At 39.3% G+C, this 17,268-nt stretch carries 19 protein-coding genes; all 19 read left to right on the top strand.

Annotated features, from left to right (window positions below; genetic code table 11):
* The first annotated feature begins 151 nt into the window (after positions 1 to 151).
* On the top strand, positions 152 to 826 hold the full coding sequence (gene prsW, locus MHB51_RS05775) for a glutamic-type intramembrane protease PrsW (protein WP_066171696.1): 675 nt from the start codon (positions 152 to 154) through the stop codon (positions 824 to 826).
* Positions 827 to 972: 146 nt separating this feature from the next.
* On the top strand, positions 973 to 1,770 hold the full coding sequence (gene sleB, locus MHB51_RS05770; RefSeq protein WP_107942396.1) for a spore cortex-lytic enzyme: 798 nt from the start codon (positions 973 to 975) through the stop codon (positions 1,768 to 1,770).
* Between the two features lie 9 nt (positions 1,771 to 1,779).
* Positions 1,780 to 3,057: a PepSY1/2 domain-containing protein gene (locus MHB51_RS05765; RefSeq protein ID WP_342559196.1), complete on the top strand. Its 1,278-nt coding sequence runs from the start codon at positions 1,780 to 1,782 to the stop codon at positions 3,055 to 3,057.
* Positions 3,058 to 3,144: 87 nt separating this feature from the next.
* A complete protein-coding gene (locus tag MHB51_RS05760; protein ID WP_107942397.1) occupies positions 3,145 to 3,795 on the top strand; it encodes a flagellar brake domain-containing protein in 651 nt (216 codons plus the stop codon).
* A 260-nt stretch (positions 3,796 to 4,055) separates the two neighbouring features.
* A complete protein-coding gene (cmk, locus tag MHB51_RS05755; RefSeq protein WP_066171685.1) occupies positions 4,056 to 4,727 on the top strand; it encodes a (d)CMP kinase in 672 nt (223 codons plus the stop codon).
* A gap of 99 nt (positions 4,728 to 4,826) precedes the next feature.
* A complete protein-coding gene (gene rpsA / locus MHB51_RS05750) occupies positions 4,827 to 5,972 on the top strand; it encodes a 30S ribosomal protein S1 (RefSeq protein ID WP_066171682.1) in 1,146 nt (381 codons plus the stop codon).
* Between the two features lie 235 nt (positions 5,973 to 6,207).
* Positions 6,208 to 7,518 carry a ribosome biogenesis GTPase Der gene (gene der / locus MHB51_RS05745; RefSeq protein ID WP_066171679.1) on the top strand — a complete coding sequence of 437 codons (1,311 nt, stop codon included), beginning with the start codon at positions 6,208 to 6,210 and terminating at the stop codon, positions 7,516 to 7,518.
* A gap of 16 nt (positions 7,519 to 7,534) precedes the next feature.
* Entirely contained in the window at positions 7,535 to 8,548 is a 1,014-nt protein-coding gene (locus MHB51_RS05740) for an NAD(P)H-dependent glycerol-3-phosphate dehydrogenase (RefSeq protein ID WP_066171676.1), read from the top strand.
* A 311-nt stretch (positions 8,549 to 8,859) separates the two neighbouring features.
* A complete protein-coding gene (locus MHB51_RS05735) occupies positions 8,860 to 9,120 on the top strand; it encodes a DUF2768 domain-containing protein (RefSeq protein WP_235616008.1) in 261 nt (86 codons plus the stop codon).
* A 25-nt stretch (positions 9,121 to 9,145) separates the two neighbouring features.
* A complete protein-coding gene (locus MHB51_RS05730; protein WP_107942401.1) occupies positions 9,146 to 9,862 on the top strand; it encodes a hypothetical protein in 717 nt (238 codons plus the stop codon).
* Between the two features lie 282 nt (positions 9,863 to 10,144).
* Positions 10,145 to 11,623 carry a stage IV sporulation protein A gene (spoIVA, locus tag MHB51_RS05725; protein ID WP_107942402.1) on the top strand — a complete coding sequence of 493 codons (1,479 nt, stop codon included), beginning with the start codon at positions 10,145 to 10,147 and terminating at the stop codon, positions 11,621 to 11,623.
* Between the two features lie 190 nt (positions 11,624 to 11,813).
* Complete coding sequence (locus tag MHB51_RS05720; RefSeq protein WP_042477970.1) at positions 11,814 to 12,086, top strand: HU family DNA-binding protein; 273 nt, start codon at positions 11,814 to 11,816, stop codon at positions 12,084 to 12,086.
* Between the two features lie 559 nt (positions 12,087 to 12,645).
* A complete protein-coding gene (gene folE / locus MHB51_RS05715) occupies positions 12,646 to 13,215 on the top strand; it encodes a GTP cyclohydrolase I FolE (protein WP_066171665.1) in 570 nt (189 codons plus the stop codon).
* A 56-nt stretch (positions 13,216 to 13,271) separates the two neighbouring features.
* Positions 13,272 to 13,496, top strand: coding sequence for a trp RNA-binding attenuation protein MtrB (gene mtrB, locus MHB51_RS05710; protein ID WP_066171662.1), 225 nt, complete (start codon positions 13,272 to 13,274; stop codon positions 13,494 to 13,496).
* A 51-nt stretch (positions 13,497 to 13,547) separates the two neighbouring features.
* The gene (locus MHB51_RS05705; RefSeq protein ID WP_342559195.1) at positions 13,548 to 14,294 is read left to right on the top strand and encodes a heptaprenyl diphosphate synthase component 1; all 747 of its coding nucleotides are present in this window, start codon (positions 13,548 to 13,550) and stop codon (positions 14,292 to 14,294) included.
* A gap of 15 nt (positions 14,295 to 14,309) precedes the next feature.
* Positions 14,310 to 15,014 (top strand): demethylmenaquinone methyltransferase, encoded by a 705-nt coding sequence (locus MHB51_RS05700; protein WP_066171656.1) that lies wholly within the window; start codon positions 14,310 to 14,312, stop codon positions 15,012 to 15,014.
* A 19-nt stretch (positions 15,015 to 15,033) separates the two neighbouring features.
* Positions 15,034 to 16,008, top strand: coding sequence for a heptaprenyl diphosphate synthase component II (gene hepT / locus MHB51_RS05695; RefSeq protein ID WP_066171654.1), 975 nt, complete (start codon positions 15,034 to 15,036; stop codon positions 16,006 to 16,008).
* Positions 16,009 to 16,093: 85 nt separating this feature from the next.
* Entirely contained in the window at positions 16,094 to 16,510 is a 417-nt protein-coding gene (gene ndk / locus MHB51_RS05690; protein WP_066171651.1) for a nucleoside-diphosphate kinase, read from the top strand.
* Between the two features lie 548 nt (positions 16,511 to 17,058).
* Positions 17,059 to 17,265, top strand: coding sequence for a hypothetical protein (locus tag MHB51_RS05685; RefSeq protein ID WP_066171647.1), 207 nt, complete (start codon positions 17,059 to 17,061; stop codon positions 17,263 to 17,265).
* The last annotated feature ends 3 nt before the right edge of the window (positions 17,266 to 17,268 follow it).

Below are 17,268 nucleotides of genomic sequence, written 5' to 3'. Positions count from 1 at the left end.
CGGGCAGTAAGACAAACTTAAGTGAAAATACGCAAATGATAAGTGGGAGGCCCGTAAAAGCCCGATTGGTTCAACTAACAATCAGTGGGGAGGAGGAAAACCTCCACGGATTGAAGTTTCACTTTATCTATATAGAAAAGGAGCTTACTATATGTTCATACTATTATCAGCAGCGATAGCTCCAGCACTAGCTCTTTTAGGCTATTTTTATATGCGCAATCAAATGGCTACAGAGCCACGTAGAACGCTTATTCAAGCATTTTTATACGGGGCAGTGGTGACATTTCCTATTTTATTTATTCAATATGTGGTGGAAGAAGAACGAGCGCTTACCTCTCCATTTATGACCAATGTTGTGTTTACAAGTACGATTGAGGAATTTTTTAAGTGGCTTATTATTTTTATTCTCATTTTTAGACATATTGAGTTTGATGATCCATATGATGGCATTTTATACGGTGCGGCTGTATCACTCGGCTTTGCTACTGTTGAGAATGTGTTATATTTATTATCGTTTGGCTTAGATACAGCCTTTGTGAGAGCATTACTTCCTGTTTCAAGCCATGCATTGTTTGGTGTTGTAATGGGCTATTATTTTGGGAAAAATAAGTTTTCCAATAATGATAAAGAAAAGGAATATTTATTTTTATCGTTATTTATTCCGATTGCGTTGCATTTTAGCTATAATTTGATTTGGACGCTAGGTGGCAATTTTATTTACTTAATGGTGCCGTTTATGCTGTTTTTATGGTGGTTTGGCTTACGTAAAGTAAAGCTTGCCCATCAACATTTAATTGAACATTTAATTGAAAACAATCGACATTAGAAGGTATTTGAAAAGTAGGCAGACACGCCACTTTCCAGATACCTTTTGCTTTTTTGTTAGGAAAGCTCTGCTCCAATTAGAAAAATAAATATCAGATGTATAAATCAAGGCGCACTTCGCATGCTATGAAAAAAGGAGAGGTGTGCATGAGAAAAAAATTATTCATTATTTTCTTGCTAAGTATACTCTTTTTGCAGCCGCAGCAATCCGATGCCTTTTCGGCACAAGTGATTCAGCGCGGTGCTTTTGGAGATGATGTTATTGAGCTGCAAGCCCGTTTGCAGTATATAGGTTATTATCATGGCAAGATTGATGGCAAATTTGGTTATGGCACGTATTGGGCATTGCGTGAATTTCAACAGGACTATGGCTTAGAGGTAGATGGTATTGCGGGTAACACAACAAAACAAAAGCTAGTTGGACAGTCGAACTATAACGAGAGTTTTGTTAAAGAGCAAATTGCGAAAGGTAGCCATTTTACACACTATGGTGGTATGCCACTTGAACATCAAGTAAAAGGAGGCAGTAGTAGTACGGAAAGTAGTAAAAATAATTCCAATAGTGGTTCTATGCAGCTTCCCCCTAACTATACAGAACGTGATTTGCAACTGATGGCAAATGCCGTTTTTGGAGAAGCACGCGGCGAGCCATATGAAGGACAAGTAGCAGTGGCAGCAGTTATTTTAAACCGACTTGAATCCCCCGATTTCCCAAACAGTATTTCCGATATTATTTTTCAGCCGCTTGCTTTTACAGCAGTGGCAGACGGTCAAATTTGGTTGACGCCAAATGAACGAGCAAAACAAGCTGTGCTTGATGCAATGAATGGTTGGGACCCAACGGAAAATGCACTATACTATTTCAACCCGAAAACAGCGACGAGCAAATGGATTTGGACACGTCCACAAATTAAGCAAATAGGTCAACATATCTTTTGCTATTAGAGGTGAAGTATGAGAAATGCAGTTTATTTATTAGGTATTGTTGTATTGATTTTAGCTGTTTATGCGTACGATGTAACGACAAAGCAGCGTTCATTGGAAAGGGCTGTACATGCCCATTATACGAATGAGTTAACGAATGCGTCAGAAAAGCTCTCTTTATTGCATTCTTCTATTGCAAAATCAATGCTTTTTCAAGATGAAAATGCATTACACAAAGAGCTTGATACGATTTGGCGTGTAAGTAGTGATATGCGTAATGCAGTTTCACGCCTGCCTTTACATCAGGATGTAGCAAATGATTGGATGCGTTATTTAGGCCGTATTGGAGATGAAGCAAAACGTACTGCGGCAACGAAAGATGCAACAGAATGGCGAAAAAAGATGGAAGCAGTGAATGGCAATTTACATGCCTTAACTGAAGAATGGACTGTTGCTACAGCAAATTACTTTCAGCAAGATGGCGACTATAGAAAATGGTCGAAAATTACATCTGATGAAGTAGGAAATTCAAACTTTGCGAAAGTATCAGCTGATTTGAAAAGTTTTAATGAAACCGACTTTCCTTTAACGGCAAGCGAAAGTGATTATCAGAAAAAGCGTGAGCTACAGCATTTAATGGATGAGCCGTTAACGAAGGCACAAGCACTTGAAAGATTGCAAACAGTATTCCCTTTAATTAGTGATGCAACAATGACTGTTACAAAAAGTCGCGATGATGCCCCGTATCCGTTTTATCATATTCAATTTGTTAGGGGCTCGCGTATAGGTTATGCCGATATTACAGAAAAGGGTGGCCATGTTTTATCATTTTTACTAGAGCGCCCAATGAAAAATACTGCTTTGTCGCATGAGGAAATTGTACAAGCAGCAGAAAAAATAATGGCAGATGCAGGGTTTGAAGATACAGTCATCACAGAAATGAGAGAAAATCATATAGCATGGCATTTTGTTTTCACACGTAAAGTAAATGATGCGCTCGTCTACCCTGATAGTGTGCAAGTGAAAATTGCAAAGGATAACGGCGAAGTGCTCGGTATTAATGCTATGGAGTATATCCAAAAGGAAACGATTAAAGAGCAGGAGCTAAAGCCAATTGATTGGTCGGCATTTTTTGGTGAAGGCGTTGTAATAGAGGATGAAAAGAAAATTTACACAGAAAATGATGCATATGAACTACGTCTATGCTATGAAGTTATTGCACGACTACCGGATAAACAGTATGATACATTCCGTGTTGTTGTAGATGGCACAACACATGAAGTCATTCAAATTGATACATTAACCTAAGTTGGCATTGAAGAATAATAATATAGATAATTTGGAAACCGCGTGCGATAATAGACATAGAAAATGTAAATGCACGAGGAGAAAATCATGGAATTAAAAATTGGAACGATGTTAATGTTAGAGCCAATGTATACAGAGAGAATGGAGAAATTTAGGTGTAAAGTGGTGGAAAAGGATGACGATCTTATTTACGTGGATTATCCAATCAATGATTTCACGAAAAAAACAGCATTTTTACTGGATGGAGCACAGTTCCATGCCGTATTTTATACGGAGGGTAATAGCTATAGCTTTACAACGAAAGTGATGGGGCGGAAAAACGATCGTATACCGATGGTGATGCTTTCATGTCCGCCAGCCAATGAATTTACAAAAATTCAACGAAGAGAGTTTGTACGGATTGAAACACCAATTGATGTAGCGGTAGAATATGATGGGACTTTCTATCAATTTATCGCGCAAGATATAAGCGCCGGAGGGTTATCTCTGCGTTTAACTCAACCGACCAACTTTAAGGAAAATGATACGGTTCAATTAACAGTTGTACTTCCTTTTGTCAACGGTGAGATAAAGTATGTACAAACAGATGCGCGCGTTGTTCGTATTTATGAGGAAAACGGGATGCAAATTGCCTCAATGCAACTGACAGATACGGATGATGTTGATAAGCAGCATATTGTGCGTTTATGCTTTGAGCGCCAATTGCTTCAGCGCAAAAAAGAATTAAACGAATTATAAAGTGAAACTTCAATCAGTGGAAGCATTTCCACGGATTGTTAGTTGAACTAATCGGGCATTTACGGGCAGTGAATCTTAGAACGGAGAGTCATACTGCCCGTTAATGCGGGGTAACACAGAGGCTGTAAGGAGGGGCGTGTCTTAAAAGAAATACTTTTTGGACAGCTCCTGTTCCTTACAGCCTATTTTCAAGTTATTTGGCTAACGATTGTCTCTTATTTCATATATAATGGAATGGTAAGGAAAGTAGGGATATATGAATGACAAAACAAATTCAAATTGCAATTGATGGCCCAGCAGGTGCAGGGAAAAGTACGATTGCGAAAATTGTAGCGGAAAAATTAAATTTTACATACATCGATACAGGAGCGATGTATCGTGCTGTAACGCATAAAGCGCTACAACAAAACATACAATTAGATGATAGCGACGCGCTAGAGAAGATGTTAAGTGCAACAAAAATCGAGTTGGCACCGTCTAATAATGGTCAACTTGTTTACGTAGATGGTATTGATGTATCGGATGTTATTCGTACGAATGAGGTAACAGCGAATGTTTCGCAGCTAGCTGCACATGCTAATATACGTGAAGTTTTAGTTGCGATGCAGCAGCAATTAGCTGCAAGTGGCGGTGTTGTAATGGACGGGCGAGATATTGCTACACATGTTTTAAAAGAAGCGGAGCTAAAAGTATTTATGTCTGCCTCGGTAGAAGAGCGTGCTCGTCGTCGTCACCTTGATAATGAGCGTCGCGGGATTCAATCATCTATTGAGCGTTTACAAGAAGAAATTGCCCTTCGTGATAAGTTGGATAGCGAGAGGGAAGCTTCACCGTTAATTCAAGCTGCTGACGCAGTGTATTTAGATACGACCGACTTAACAATTGATGAAGCAGCAGAGGCAATTTTGAAGTTAGCGCATGATGTTATGTAAGCATAATTGTAAGATTTTTTTATGACAAAAGGGGAATTTTTTGTTTTTATTCATTATTTCGAATAAAATAAAAGTGGAACATGCGAAGGAGGGTTACATATGTCTGAAGAAATGAACTTAGGATTAGAAAAGGAATTTCATGAAGGAGATATTGTGAAAGGTACTGCGGAGCAGGTGGACGATAAATCTGTTACGGTTTCGATTGAGGGTGCCCCGTTTGAAGGGATTATTCCAATTAGCGAGCTTTCAAGCTTACACATTGAAAAGGCATCTGATGCAGTTTCAGTAGGCGATGTGCTTGAATTGATGATTACGAAAGTGGAAGACGAAGCATATGTGTTATCTAAGCGTAAAGTAGACGCATTGAAAGCATGGGATGATTTAATCGCGAAATTTGAATCAGGTGAAACATTTGAAGCTGAAGTAAAGGATGTTGTAAAGGGCGGTCTAGTCGTTGATTTAGGCGTTCGAGGCTTTGTCCCAGCATCGTTAGTAGAGGATTATTTTGTAGAGGATTTTGAAGATTATCGTGGCAAAACGATGCGCTTTAAAATTACTGAGCTTGATAAGGAGAAAGGTCGCTTAATCTTATCTCACCGAGCTGTTGTGGAGCAAGAAAAAGCCGAACAGAAAAAGCAAGTAATTGAAAATATAAAACAGGGTGACGTGCTAGAAGGCAAGGTACAGCGTTTAGCGGCATTTGGCGCATTCATTGATCTTGGCGGTGTAGATGGGCTTGTACACATTTCACAAGTCTCTCATGACCATATAGACGATGTTTCAACTGTTTTAACAGAGGGGCAAGCTGTTAAAGTAAAGGTTCTTTCTGTTGATGCAGACAATGAACGTATTTCATTATCGATTAAAGATACATTACCTGGACCTTGGGAAAATATCGAGGAGCGCGCAGCAAAAGGCTCTATTTTAACAGGTACAGTCCGCCGTCTTGTGTCGTTTGGTGCTTTCGTGGAAGTATTTTCGAATGTAGAAGGACTTGTGCATATTTCACAAATTTCACATAAGCATATTAATACGCCACACGAGGTATTAAAGGAAGGGCAAGAGGTACAAGTGAAAGTGCTAGATGTGAATGCAGCAGAAAAGCGCTTATCACTTAGCATTAAAGAGCTTCTTGAAAACCCAGATAAAGAGGAAGAGTTCGATTACGAATTACCAGAAGAAAACACAGGCTTCTCGTTTAGCGATGTAATCGGTGACCAATTAAAAGGTTTTACGAAAGAATAATAAATGTTTATAGACTGTTGGAATCTTCCAGCAGTCTATTTGTCTTTTTAAATCAAAGAAAAGTTAAGCAACTACAGAAATTTAAGGGCAGCGGATTTTATTTGATTTTCTCGCACTATCTACGTGTTTTCATCTAGCCTCACTTCTCCTTTTTACTTTACCGCATTACATGCTATAATAGAAAAATTCGTGTATAATTACGTAGAGATTCGAAAGTTGGAAGGATGAAGTACAGATGACAAAACCAGTAATCGCCATCGTAGGTCGTCCGAACGTGGGAAAATCAACAATATTTAATCGCATTGTTGGAGAGCGTGTTTCCATTGTGGAAGATATTCCAGGTGTCACGCGTGACCGTATTTATAGTTCGGCAGAATGGTTAACACATGATTTTAATATTATTGATACAGGTGGAATTGAAATTGGGGATGAGCCGTTTTTAGAGCAAATTCGCCAACAAGCAGAAATCGCTATCGACGAGGCAGATGTTATTATTTTTATGACGAATGGTCGCGAAGGTGTAACGGCTGCCGATGAGCAAGTAGCGAAAATTTTATACAAAACAAAAAAGCCAATTGTACTCGCTGTAAATAAAATTGACAATCCAGATATGCGTGAAATGATTTATGATTTTTATTCATTAGGTTTTGGTGAGCCTTGGCCAATTTCAGGCTCACATGGCTTAGGTTTAGGTGATTTGCTTGATGAGTGTGCAAAGCATTTCCCGCAAGAGGATGAGGCGCAATATGATGATGATGTTATTAAGTTTTCATTAATTGGCCGCCCGAATGTAGGAAAATCCTCTTTAGTAAACGCTTTTTTAGGACATGACCGAGTAATCGTGAGCAATATTGCAGGGACAACACGTGATGCCATTGATACACCGTATACGTATGATGGTCAAGAATACGTTATTATTGACACTGCGGGTATGCGGAAAAAAGGGAAGGTGTACGAGTCTACTGAAAAATATTCCGTATTGCGTGCACTTAGAGCTATTGAGCGCTCCGACGTTGTTTTAGTCGTATTGAATGCGGATGAAGGCATTCAAGAGCAAGATAAAAAAATCGCGGGCTATGCGCATGAGGCTGGGAAAGCAGTAATTATCGTTGTGAATAAATGGGACGCGATTGAAAAAGATGAAAAAACAATGAATTTCTATACACAGCAAATTCGTGAGCATTTCTTATTTTTAGATTATGCACCGATTGTTTTCGTATCTGCGAAAACGAAGCAGCGGGTACATCAAATTTTACCTGTTGTGCAGCGGGTAAGTGAGAATCATTCAATGCGTATCCAGTCATCTATTCTAAATGAAGTGATTGAGGATTCTGTTGCTCGTAATCCAGCACCTGCTGATAAAGGACGTCGTTTGCGCATTTATTATGCAACACAAGTGGCGATTCAGCCACCGACTTTTGTTGTATTTGTAAATGAGCCGGAATTAATGCACTTTTCATATGAACGTTTCCTTGAAAATCGTATACGTGAAACATTTGATTTTGAAGGAACGCCAATTCGCTTAATTACTCGCGCACGCGATTAGTTTTGGAGGGGAAAAGATGGAGCGAATAACGGTTTTAGGAGCTGGCTCTTGGGGGACGGCGCTTGCCATTGTACTTGCAGAAAACGGGCATAACACGCTTCTTTGGACGCACCGAGAAGACCAAGCACAAGAAATTAATAAACAGCATACAAATAAAAAATATTTACCAAATACGATATTGCCGCAAAACTTAGTAGCGACGGCTAATCTCGCACAAGCTGCAGAGCACGCATCAACAATTGTTGTTGCTGTACCAACAAAGGCGATTCGAGAAGTGTGCGGCAATCTAGCTCATTTGCTACAAAAAAAGACGCTATTTGTTCATGTGTCAAAGGGCATTGAACCGGATACTTTACTGCGCATTTCTGAATTGATGCAAGAAAGCATCGGGGACAATTTGATTGAGGATATTGTTGTCTTATCAGGGCCGAGCCATGCGGAGGAAGTTGTTTTACAACATCCAACGACAGTAACCGCCGCATGTGAAAATTCTCTTTCAGCCGAAAAAATACAGGACTTATTTATGAACGGTTACTTCCGCGTTTACACGAGCGAGGATATAACAGGTGTTGAGATTGGTGGGGCCTTAAAAAATGTCATTGCATTAGCAGCAGGAATTACAGATGGCTTAAATTATGGCGACAATGCCAAAGCAGCACTTATTACGCGTGGCTTGGCAGAAATAACTCGACTAGGTGTAAAAATGGGTGGGAATCCGTTTACCTTTGCTGGCCTAACCGGTATGGGCGACTTAATTGTGACATGTACGAGTGTGCATTCACGCAATTGGCGCGCAGGTAATATGCTTGGAAAGGGAATGCCGCTCGCTGAAGTTTTAGAGCAAATGGGCATGGTTGTGGAAGGAATTCGAACAACGAAGGCCGCACATCAACTTGCTTTGAAATACGATGTTGCAATGCCGATTACTGCTGCCCTTTATGATGTGTTATTTAGCGACAAAACGCCGAAAGAGGCAGTGGATGAATTAATGATTCGTATGAAAAAGCCTGAAATAGACGAGTTCCAATAAAGGGGAGCTTTTCCTCAACGCCGACTAAATTGGCAATAGGGGGAAAACCTCATGCCTTGTAGTATTGACCGAAAGTAGCTTTTTACAGGCTATTAACTCCAAGTTTCGCTAACGATTTTGTACAGCCCGTTAATACGAAACAAAGTGTCATAAATTATCCATAAATGGCTTGGGCTTTTAATAATAAAGGGTTGTTCTGAAAAGTTTGTTTATCAACTTTGAGGACAGCCCTATTATTTTGTTTAGCAGCACTATATAATTTACAATGGTGTAGAGATAGGACGGAGTTAAATAGAAAGGCGGTTTTAGTAGTGAATCATCAAATTATGGACGCATCCTACTTATTATTAAATACAGCACGTGGTCCATTAGGACATATACCTGCGCTTGATGTTATGTGGATATCATTTTATTCGATTGGCTTATTGTTTCTTTCTCTTTTAATTATTTCAGCCACTCGTAAATGGGTCAATAATATCGTATTATCGTTTATATTAAAATTAATCGCTTATGTTATGCTAGCTATTGGCTCTTTTTTAATGGTATTAATTATAGCGACATGGCCGAATTAAAAGATTGTAGAGGGGAATTTTTAGAATGAAAACAAGATGGATAATGCTTGCTACCGTATTTTTATCCACGCTTCTACTGACAGCTTGTGCGTATCCAGAAGAACGTAAAGTAGAAAATCAAGTACCTGACGTGGATCAATTAGCATCAGTACAACGTGCAATTACCGAGTATCAAGCAGATACAGGTGTTTTACCAATAAAAACACGCGATATGGATACAGATATTTTTATTAAATATTTAGTTGATTTTGACAAGCTTGTTCCAAAATATTTATCATCTCCGCCAGCTAATTCATTTGAAAAAGGTGGGATTTTTCAATATATCATTTGGAATCCAGAAGAAAACCCAACAATTAAACTTGTCGATTTACGTGTCCCAGAAAGACTTCGAGAAGTAAAAATACGTTTTATTGGTACGAAATACCCGCAATATAAAGATAGTATAACGCCGTATATTTATACAATTGATTTCAAAAAAATAGGTTATAAGGAAGATGTGACAGTGGCTAGTCCATATTCTAATAATCAATTACCAGTAATTGTTTCTACACAAGGAGAACTATATGTCGATTATTCAATCGATTTATATCAATTTATTAAGGAGCAAGGACTGACACCGCAGCAAGGGGACGATATTCGAATGCTATTAGTAGAGCATTATCCTGTTGTACCTGCCTATTCTTTGCCATATACAGTTGATGAAAACAATGAGCCAATCTTTATGTATGAGCCCCAAAAATAATATTATCAAGGGGGATAGTAACAATTTATTGTGACCACCGCAAAAGTAGTGTTTTTAGCGAATATTTAATATAGAAGCAAGGGGCTGTCCGAAAAGATATACATTTTTCAGACAGCCCCTTCAACAATTTTAACAAGCCTGTTAATAAAATATCCCTAAAAACCTTGCAAATAAACAACTTTAAAAGAGATTACAAGAAATCATTTAATAACACGTTATAAGGTCTTTTTCATATTTGCAGCTAGATAGGCATAAGTTTATACAAGTAAAGGAGGAGCGCCTATTAGCGAACAAATTTTTCAGCAGCTTGCAGCACGAACAAATGGGGATGTGTATATCGGGGTTGTTGGTCCCGTCCGTGTAGGAAAATCAACATTTGTAAAAAAGGTAATGGAATCTCTTGTTTTACCGAATATTATGAGTGAAGATGATCGTAAACGCGCCTTGGACGAGCTACCACAAAGCTCACCGGGACCTGTCATTATGACAGCAGAGCCAAAGTTTGTTCCTGCAAATGCAGCACCGATTGCTATCGGTGACAATGGTTTAAGCTTCCGTATTCGCCTTGCAGATTGCGTCGGTTATATTATTGATGGGGCAAAAGGCTATGAGGATGAAAATGGTCCAAAATATGTGCATACACCATGGCATACAGAAGCAATTCCGTTTCAGGATGCTGCTAAAATCGGTACAGATAAAGTAATACGTGACCATGCTAATATTGGAGTAGTCGTAACAACTGATGGTACGGTTAACGGGATAGAGCGTCAAGCTGCTGTCGTAGCAGAAAGAGCGATTATTGAGCAATTAAAGGAAATTGGAAAACCTTTTGTCATTGTTATAAACAGCTCGATGCCAGCGAGAGAGGAAACACGCAATTTACGCAATGAATTATTTGAGACATACGAAGTACCGGTCATTGCAACATCAATTGACCAGCTAACAACCTCTGATATTGCTTATATTTTACAGGAGGCTTTATATGAGTTTCCAATTGAATATATTGAGGTTGAAAAGCCTGACTGGGTAGATGTGCTTGATAGTACACATCATATTAATGAATCATTAGCCGTAGCAGCAAATGAGATGGTAGGGCATGTAGAAAAAATTCGCGATGTTGAAAAGGCGACAAATTTTTTGAAGGCCTTAGATTTCGTAGAAAATTGTGAAGTGGAGCGTGTCGATGCAGGGCTTGGTGTTGTAACGGTACGTTTAACGATACAAAATGATATTTATAAAGCAATCTGTAATGAATGGCTAGAGCATCCAATCGACACGAAAAAAGATTGGCTATTATTTATTAAAGAGGCGTCCGAGGCGAAGAAGGCACAAGCTCGCTTCCGAGATGCGATTGAGCAATCACGTGTAGAGGGCTATGGTGTGACATTACCGACATTAGATGAGTTTGAACCAAATGAACCCGAATTAATTAAGCAAAATAATTTTTATGGTGTTCGTATGAAAGCGACAGCACCGTCTTATCATATTATTCGTGTCGACATGGAGTCGGAGTTTGCGCCGTTAATTGGTTCAGAATTTCACAGTCAGCAATTGTTAAAAGATTTACAATATGCGTTCGAGCATGACCGAGAATCTTTATGGCAAACCCAATTATTTGGTACGCCATTGCATGAAGTATTAAAGGAAAGTATTCGTTATAAAATGAATACTGTACCAAAAACTGCTAAAAAGAGAATGCGACAAACAATTGAGCGTATGGTAAACGAAGGCGATAGAGGGTTAATTACATTTATTATCTAGTAGTAAAAAGTTCCTTTTCAATAACAGGACGACGCTATTTTTAGGCGTTTTGTCCTGTTATTTGCATTTTCTTAAAAAAAAACGCTAATATTCGGACAAACATAGCTAAATTAAGTTGCGTAGCGGTTTTCTATGTGTTACTCTTTTTACATGATTTAGGTTCAGGACCCTTTGAGAGGAGGTGAATGGTGTGAATAAAACAGAATTAGTAAACTCTGTTGCTGAAGCTGCAGGTCTTTCTAAGAAAGACGCTTCTAAAGCGGTTGAAGCTGTATTTGATACAATTCAAGGTGCTCTTGCAAAGGGTGACAAAGTACAATTAATCGGTTTTGGTAACTTTGAAGTACGTGAGCGTGCGGCTCGTAAAGGTCGTAACCCACAAACTGGTAAAGAAATCGAAATCGCTGCAAGCAAAGTGCCTGCGTTCAAACCGGGTAAAGCGCTTAAAGACGCAGTGAAGTAATTTCCGCGTCTGTGCAGTTACATAGAGCAGCCTTCAGTATAAGCTGAAGGCTGCTCTTTTTCGTTCGTAAAAAGATTATAAAACTTTGCATTGCTGATAACGTTTAACTTCTTTGAGCGCATGTTTTTTCGACAAGTAATCGCAGGGGTGAATGATTTTTGTACTGAAAGCAAGACGACAGGTACAGAAGTATCCCGCCTGTATACGTGGCGAGATGAACGGAAGCATTTAAGATAATGACGGGGTGACCAATATCATGTTGCCCCAAGCTCAGGCGGATGTCATAGGATGTGACGGTTTTAGGTTAACTTCCACCAAACAGGTTGAAAAAGTCTGGACGCAATTACGACGAGGCGTAATTGATACAAAGGTGAATCCCCGTCGCACAGTTGTTCTTTACAAGATAGCACAGTCTAAAACTTTCGGGGGATAATCAAAGCGAAAAGCGAGCACAAGTATAATTGCTATCTTTCGATAAGTGTTCTTTGAACTTATTGTGAGGATATGCTACGATTCATTTGTTAGAAACGTCAATGTAACTTAATGATGGAGGCCATATATGTCGAATGTTGATTTAGCAAAAATTGAAGAAGCAGTAAAAATGATTTTAGAGGCGGTAGGGGAAGATGCCCAGCGTGAGGGACTTCTTGATACACCAAAGCGCGTAGCCAAAATGTATGCTGAAATGTTTAGCGGCTTAGCGCAAGATCCGCGCGAGTATTTTAGCACTGTATTTCATGAGGAGCATGAGGAGCTTGTGCTTGTAAAGGATATTCCATTTTACTCGATGTGTGAGCACCATCTTGTACCGTTTTATGGTAAGGCACATATCGCATACATACCGAAAGATGGCAAAGTAGCTGGTTTAAGCAAATTAGGGCGTTGTGTCGAAGCTGTAGCACGCAGACCGCAGTTGCAGGAGCGCATCACTTCAACGGTAGCAGATACGATGATGGAAATGCTACAGCCAAAAGGCGTTTATGTTGTAATTGAGGCAGAGCATATGTGCATGACGATGCGCGGCTTAAAAAAGCCAGGCTCAAAAACAGTGACATCTGTAGCGCGTGGAATTTACGAAGAAGACGAGGTAAAGCGTAGAGAGGTTATTTCGTTTATTCAAATGTCTTAATTTCTGTCATTTTGTGATATGATAGATAAAGAAAATCTCGGGTGGGGGAAAAGCAAATGACACAACCAGAATATATTGTTATTGAGGCGCAAGAAGACGGTGTTCATGTAATTGGTTTGACACGTGGTTCGGATACAAAATTTCATCATTCAGAAAAGCTTGATGCAGGGGAAGTGATGATTGCTCAATTTACAGAGCATACATCTGCAATGAAAATTCGTGGCAAGGCAAAAATCCACTCTGCGCATGGAACGATTGAGAGTGGCTCGAAAAAACAATAGGCACCGTATATTGGGGGCTTAGTTACTTTAACGAAATGGAGTAAGAGATCTATGCATGCAACAACTATCCAACAAGCAATACAACAATTAAAAGAGTCTATTTTCGTGCGTGTTCGTCATAGAGCTTTACTGCAATACATAGAGGCCCCAAGCGTTGATGAAACTCAGCTGTTTTTCTTACTTTTACCATCTTTAAACGGAGAATTATGGCATGACGAACTACAGGAGAGTGCAACAACTGTAGGAATCGTTCAAGCCTCTTTGTTTGAACATGATAAAATTAAAGAAAAGGATGCTACATCAAAGGAGCAGCAATTAACTGTATTGTCCGGCGATTACTATAGTGGGCGCTACTATGAAATATTAGCTCGTGCGGGAAATATAGCACTCATTCAAAAATTAGCGCAAGGTATTGTTGAGCGTTGTGAGCAGGAAATTGTTGCATATGAGGATACATATCGAACGATGGAGCAGTGGGTTGACAGTTTATGCTTGATTGAAACGGCGATAATTCGGAAATTTTATGAAGCGCATTCCTTTAGTAAATATAGTGCTGTTATGATGCATGCATTAACAATACAGCGTTTACAAAACGAAATGTACACTTTACGTGGGCATGCCCCAACAGCCGTGGGACGAGCGATGGAAAACTGTTTCGGACAACAAGAGCTAACACATTTATTGACAGTTGCAATTGAAACACAGCAAAAATTATTAACAGATGAGCTTGCTACTTTACAATTATCAGAGGCAGTACAGCAATTTATTTGGCAAATCGTAAAAGTTGAAACGAGATAGAAAGGTTTTGAAAAGATGACGAAATCGAAAGAGGAACGTGTGCACGAAGTATTTGAAAGCATTTCAGAAGGCTATGATAAAATGAATTCCGTAATTAGCTTTCAACTGCATGTGAAATGGCGTAAAGACACGATGAAGCGAATGAATGTACAACGCGGGGCAAAATGTTTAGATGTTTGCTGTGGTACAGCAGATTGGACGATTGCACTCGCAGAAGCTGTCGGAGAAACAGGTGTTGTAAAAGGCTTGGACTTTAGCGAAAATATGCTAAAGGTCGGTGCGGAAAAAGTGAAGCCTTATCCACAGGTAGAGCTTTTGCAGGGGAATGCAATGAAGCTGCCATTTGAAGACAATACATTTGATTATGTAACGATAGGCTTTGGACTTCGCAATGTACCTGACTATATGCAGGTACTGCGAGAGATGAACCGTGTATTAAAGCCAGGTGGCATGGCCGTTTGTTTAGAAACCTCACAATCTGAAATTCCAGGTTATCGTCAACTTTTCCGTTTCTATTTCAAATATATTATGCCGTTTTTTGGCAAGCTATTTGCCAAAAGCTACAAAGAATATTCATGGCTACAAGAATCTGCAAATGATTTTCCCGGTATGAGACAGCTTGCGTTTATGTTTAAGAGCGCAGGGTTTGAGCGAATTGGCTACAAAGGATACAGTGGTGGAGCAGCGGCAATGCATCAGGGCTTTAAAAAAGAAATTTAGTGGGAGAAGGTTTGTTCAAGTGGAAAAGATGAAGTTAAAATTACTCTATGCTGACTTAAAATCAGATATAGAAATCATCGAAACAGAATTAGAAAAAGCGTTGAACTCGTCTTCACACTTGCTAAACGAGGCTTCACTACATTTGCTGCAGGCGGGAGGGAAGCGCATCCGCCCAGTATTTGTCTTGCTTAGTGCGAAATTTGGCGATTATCAAATTGAGCGGATGAAGTATATCGCTGTTCCTTTGGAGTTAATCCATATGGCTTCACTCGTACATGATGATGTCATTGATGATTCAAATATGAGAAGAGGCAGAAGCACTGTTAAGGCGCAGTGGAACAATCGTGTCGCGATGTTTACTGGCGACTTTATTTTTGCGCGTGCTTTAGAGTATGTCACAGTAATTGATGACCCACGTGCACATCAAATATTGGCACGTACGATGGTAGAGCTTTGTAATGGGGAAATCATTCAAATCGAAGATAAATTCCGGATGGATCAACATATAAAAGATTATTTCAGACGGATTAAACGAAAAACGGCATTGCTTATCGAATCGAGCTGTGAGCTTGGGGCGGTCGTAGGTGGAGTAGATGAACAAAATACACGCCGTTTAAAGCGCTACGGCTATTTTGTTGGGATGAGCTTTCAAATTATTGATGATATATTGGATTTCACAGCAACGGATAAAGAGCTCGGCAAGCCCGCTGGTAGCGATTTATTACAAGGCAATATTACACTGCCGATGTTGCTTTTAAAAGATGATGCAACAATGCAACCTTACTTGCAAAAGATTATTGCAGGTACGTTAACAGAAGGAGAGCGTATGAAAATGCTACAGTACGTTCGTCACTCTGATGCAATCAAGCAAGCAACAGCAATTAGCGATAAATATTTGCAAAAAGCTTTAAAGGAAGTAGAAGCATTGCCAAACAATCCGATGAAAAAAAAGCTGCGTGACGTAGCGCTCTTTATTGGCAAGCGGAAATTTTAGAAATAGTTGCGTTTACAAGCTTATTTTGGTACTATTTATCGGTAGGTGTAAGCCTGTTTTAGTCAAAACTAAGGAGTGTTTTATGATGGCAATCGAAAGAACTTTTTTAATGGTTAAACCAGACGGCGTTGAGCGTCAAGTAATTGGCGATATCATTGACCGTTTTGAGCGTCGCGGCTTCGAAATGAAAGGCGCTAAATTAATGAACGTATCTCGCGAATTAGCTGAGAAGCACTATGCGGAGCATTCAGAGCGTCCATTCTTTGGCGAGTTAGTAGACTTCATCACTTCTGGTCCAGTATTTGCAATGGTATGGGAAGGCGAGTCTGTAATTTCTTTAGCTCGTATTATGATTGGTGCGACAAAACCATCTGAATCTCAACCAGGTACAATCCGTGGTGACTACGCTGTAACAGTATCACACAACGTAATTCACGGTTCAGATTCATTGGCTTCTGCAGAGCGTGAAATCTCACTTTGGTTCGAAGGCGAGTTAGTTTAATACAAATACAAGAAGAGCGTCCAAAAAGCCGTGCAAAGCCGGCTTTTTGGACGCTTTTACTTGGTGTTATAAAATGCGAGCTTCCTTTGAAGCCGTGATGAACACGGAGTTTAACAGTGGTTATCTAAAGTGAAAGGGAAGGGGCTGTGCAACAAGCCCTGCATAGCCGGCATTTTGGATAGTAGCGATGATGTTTCGCAAAATGTTGATTCCTATAAACAGAGAACGCCTCTTTTAAAAATGGGATGAACATTGGCTTTAGCAGCGCTATCCTTCAGTAAAAGGGAAGCGATAAAAACATTTATTTCAATGCGGTGTCAAAACAAAATGGACTTTTCGGTCAATTCCTCGTCAGCCATTTACACTTTCTAAACCACAATAATAGCCCCATTCTACTTTATTCAACTTAAGACGAAATACCTTTAGCCTGAAAAAACTTTCCAACAAATTTACACTAAAATGAAACGTTATTACGAAAATAACGTATAATCAATTAAGAACATTTTCTTAATTACATTATCCGATTGATAGAAAGGAAGAGAAAAAATATGTGGCTTGGAATTGTCGTCATTGTTGTTGCAGGTATGTTGACTGATACATTTCTAAAAAATAAAAAAATGAACTTAAAAAGAATTGAAAAGGAAATTGAACTAGAAAAGCTGCGTCTTGAAACATTTGAAAAAGAAACAGAAAAGCTAAAATTAGAATTACAAAGTGAGAAGCAGGCTTTATTAGAAATGCAGCATGAAAAGTAGAGG

The organism is Metasolibacillus sp. FSL K6-0083, from assembly GCF_038630865.1.
GTDB classification, from domain to species: domain Bacteria; phylum Bacillota; class Bacilli; order Bacillales_A; family Planococcaceae; genus Metasolibacillus; species Metasolibacillus fluoroglycofenilyticus.
Note: the sequence above shows the minus strand (reverse complement) of the source record. Positions and strands in the feature narration are given on the sequence as shown.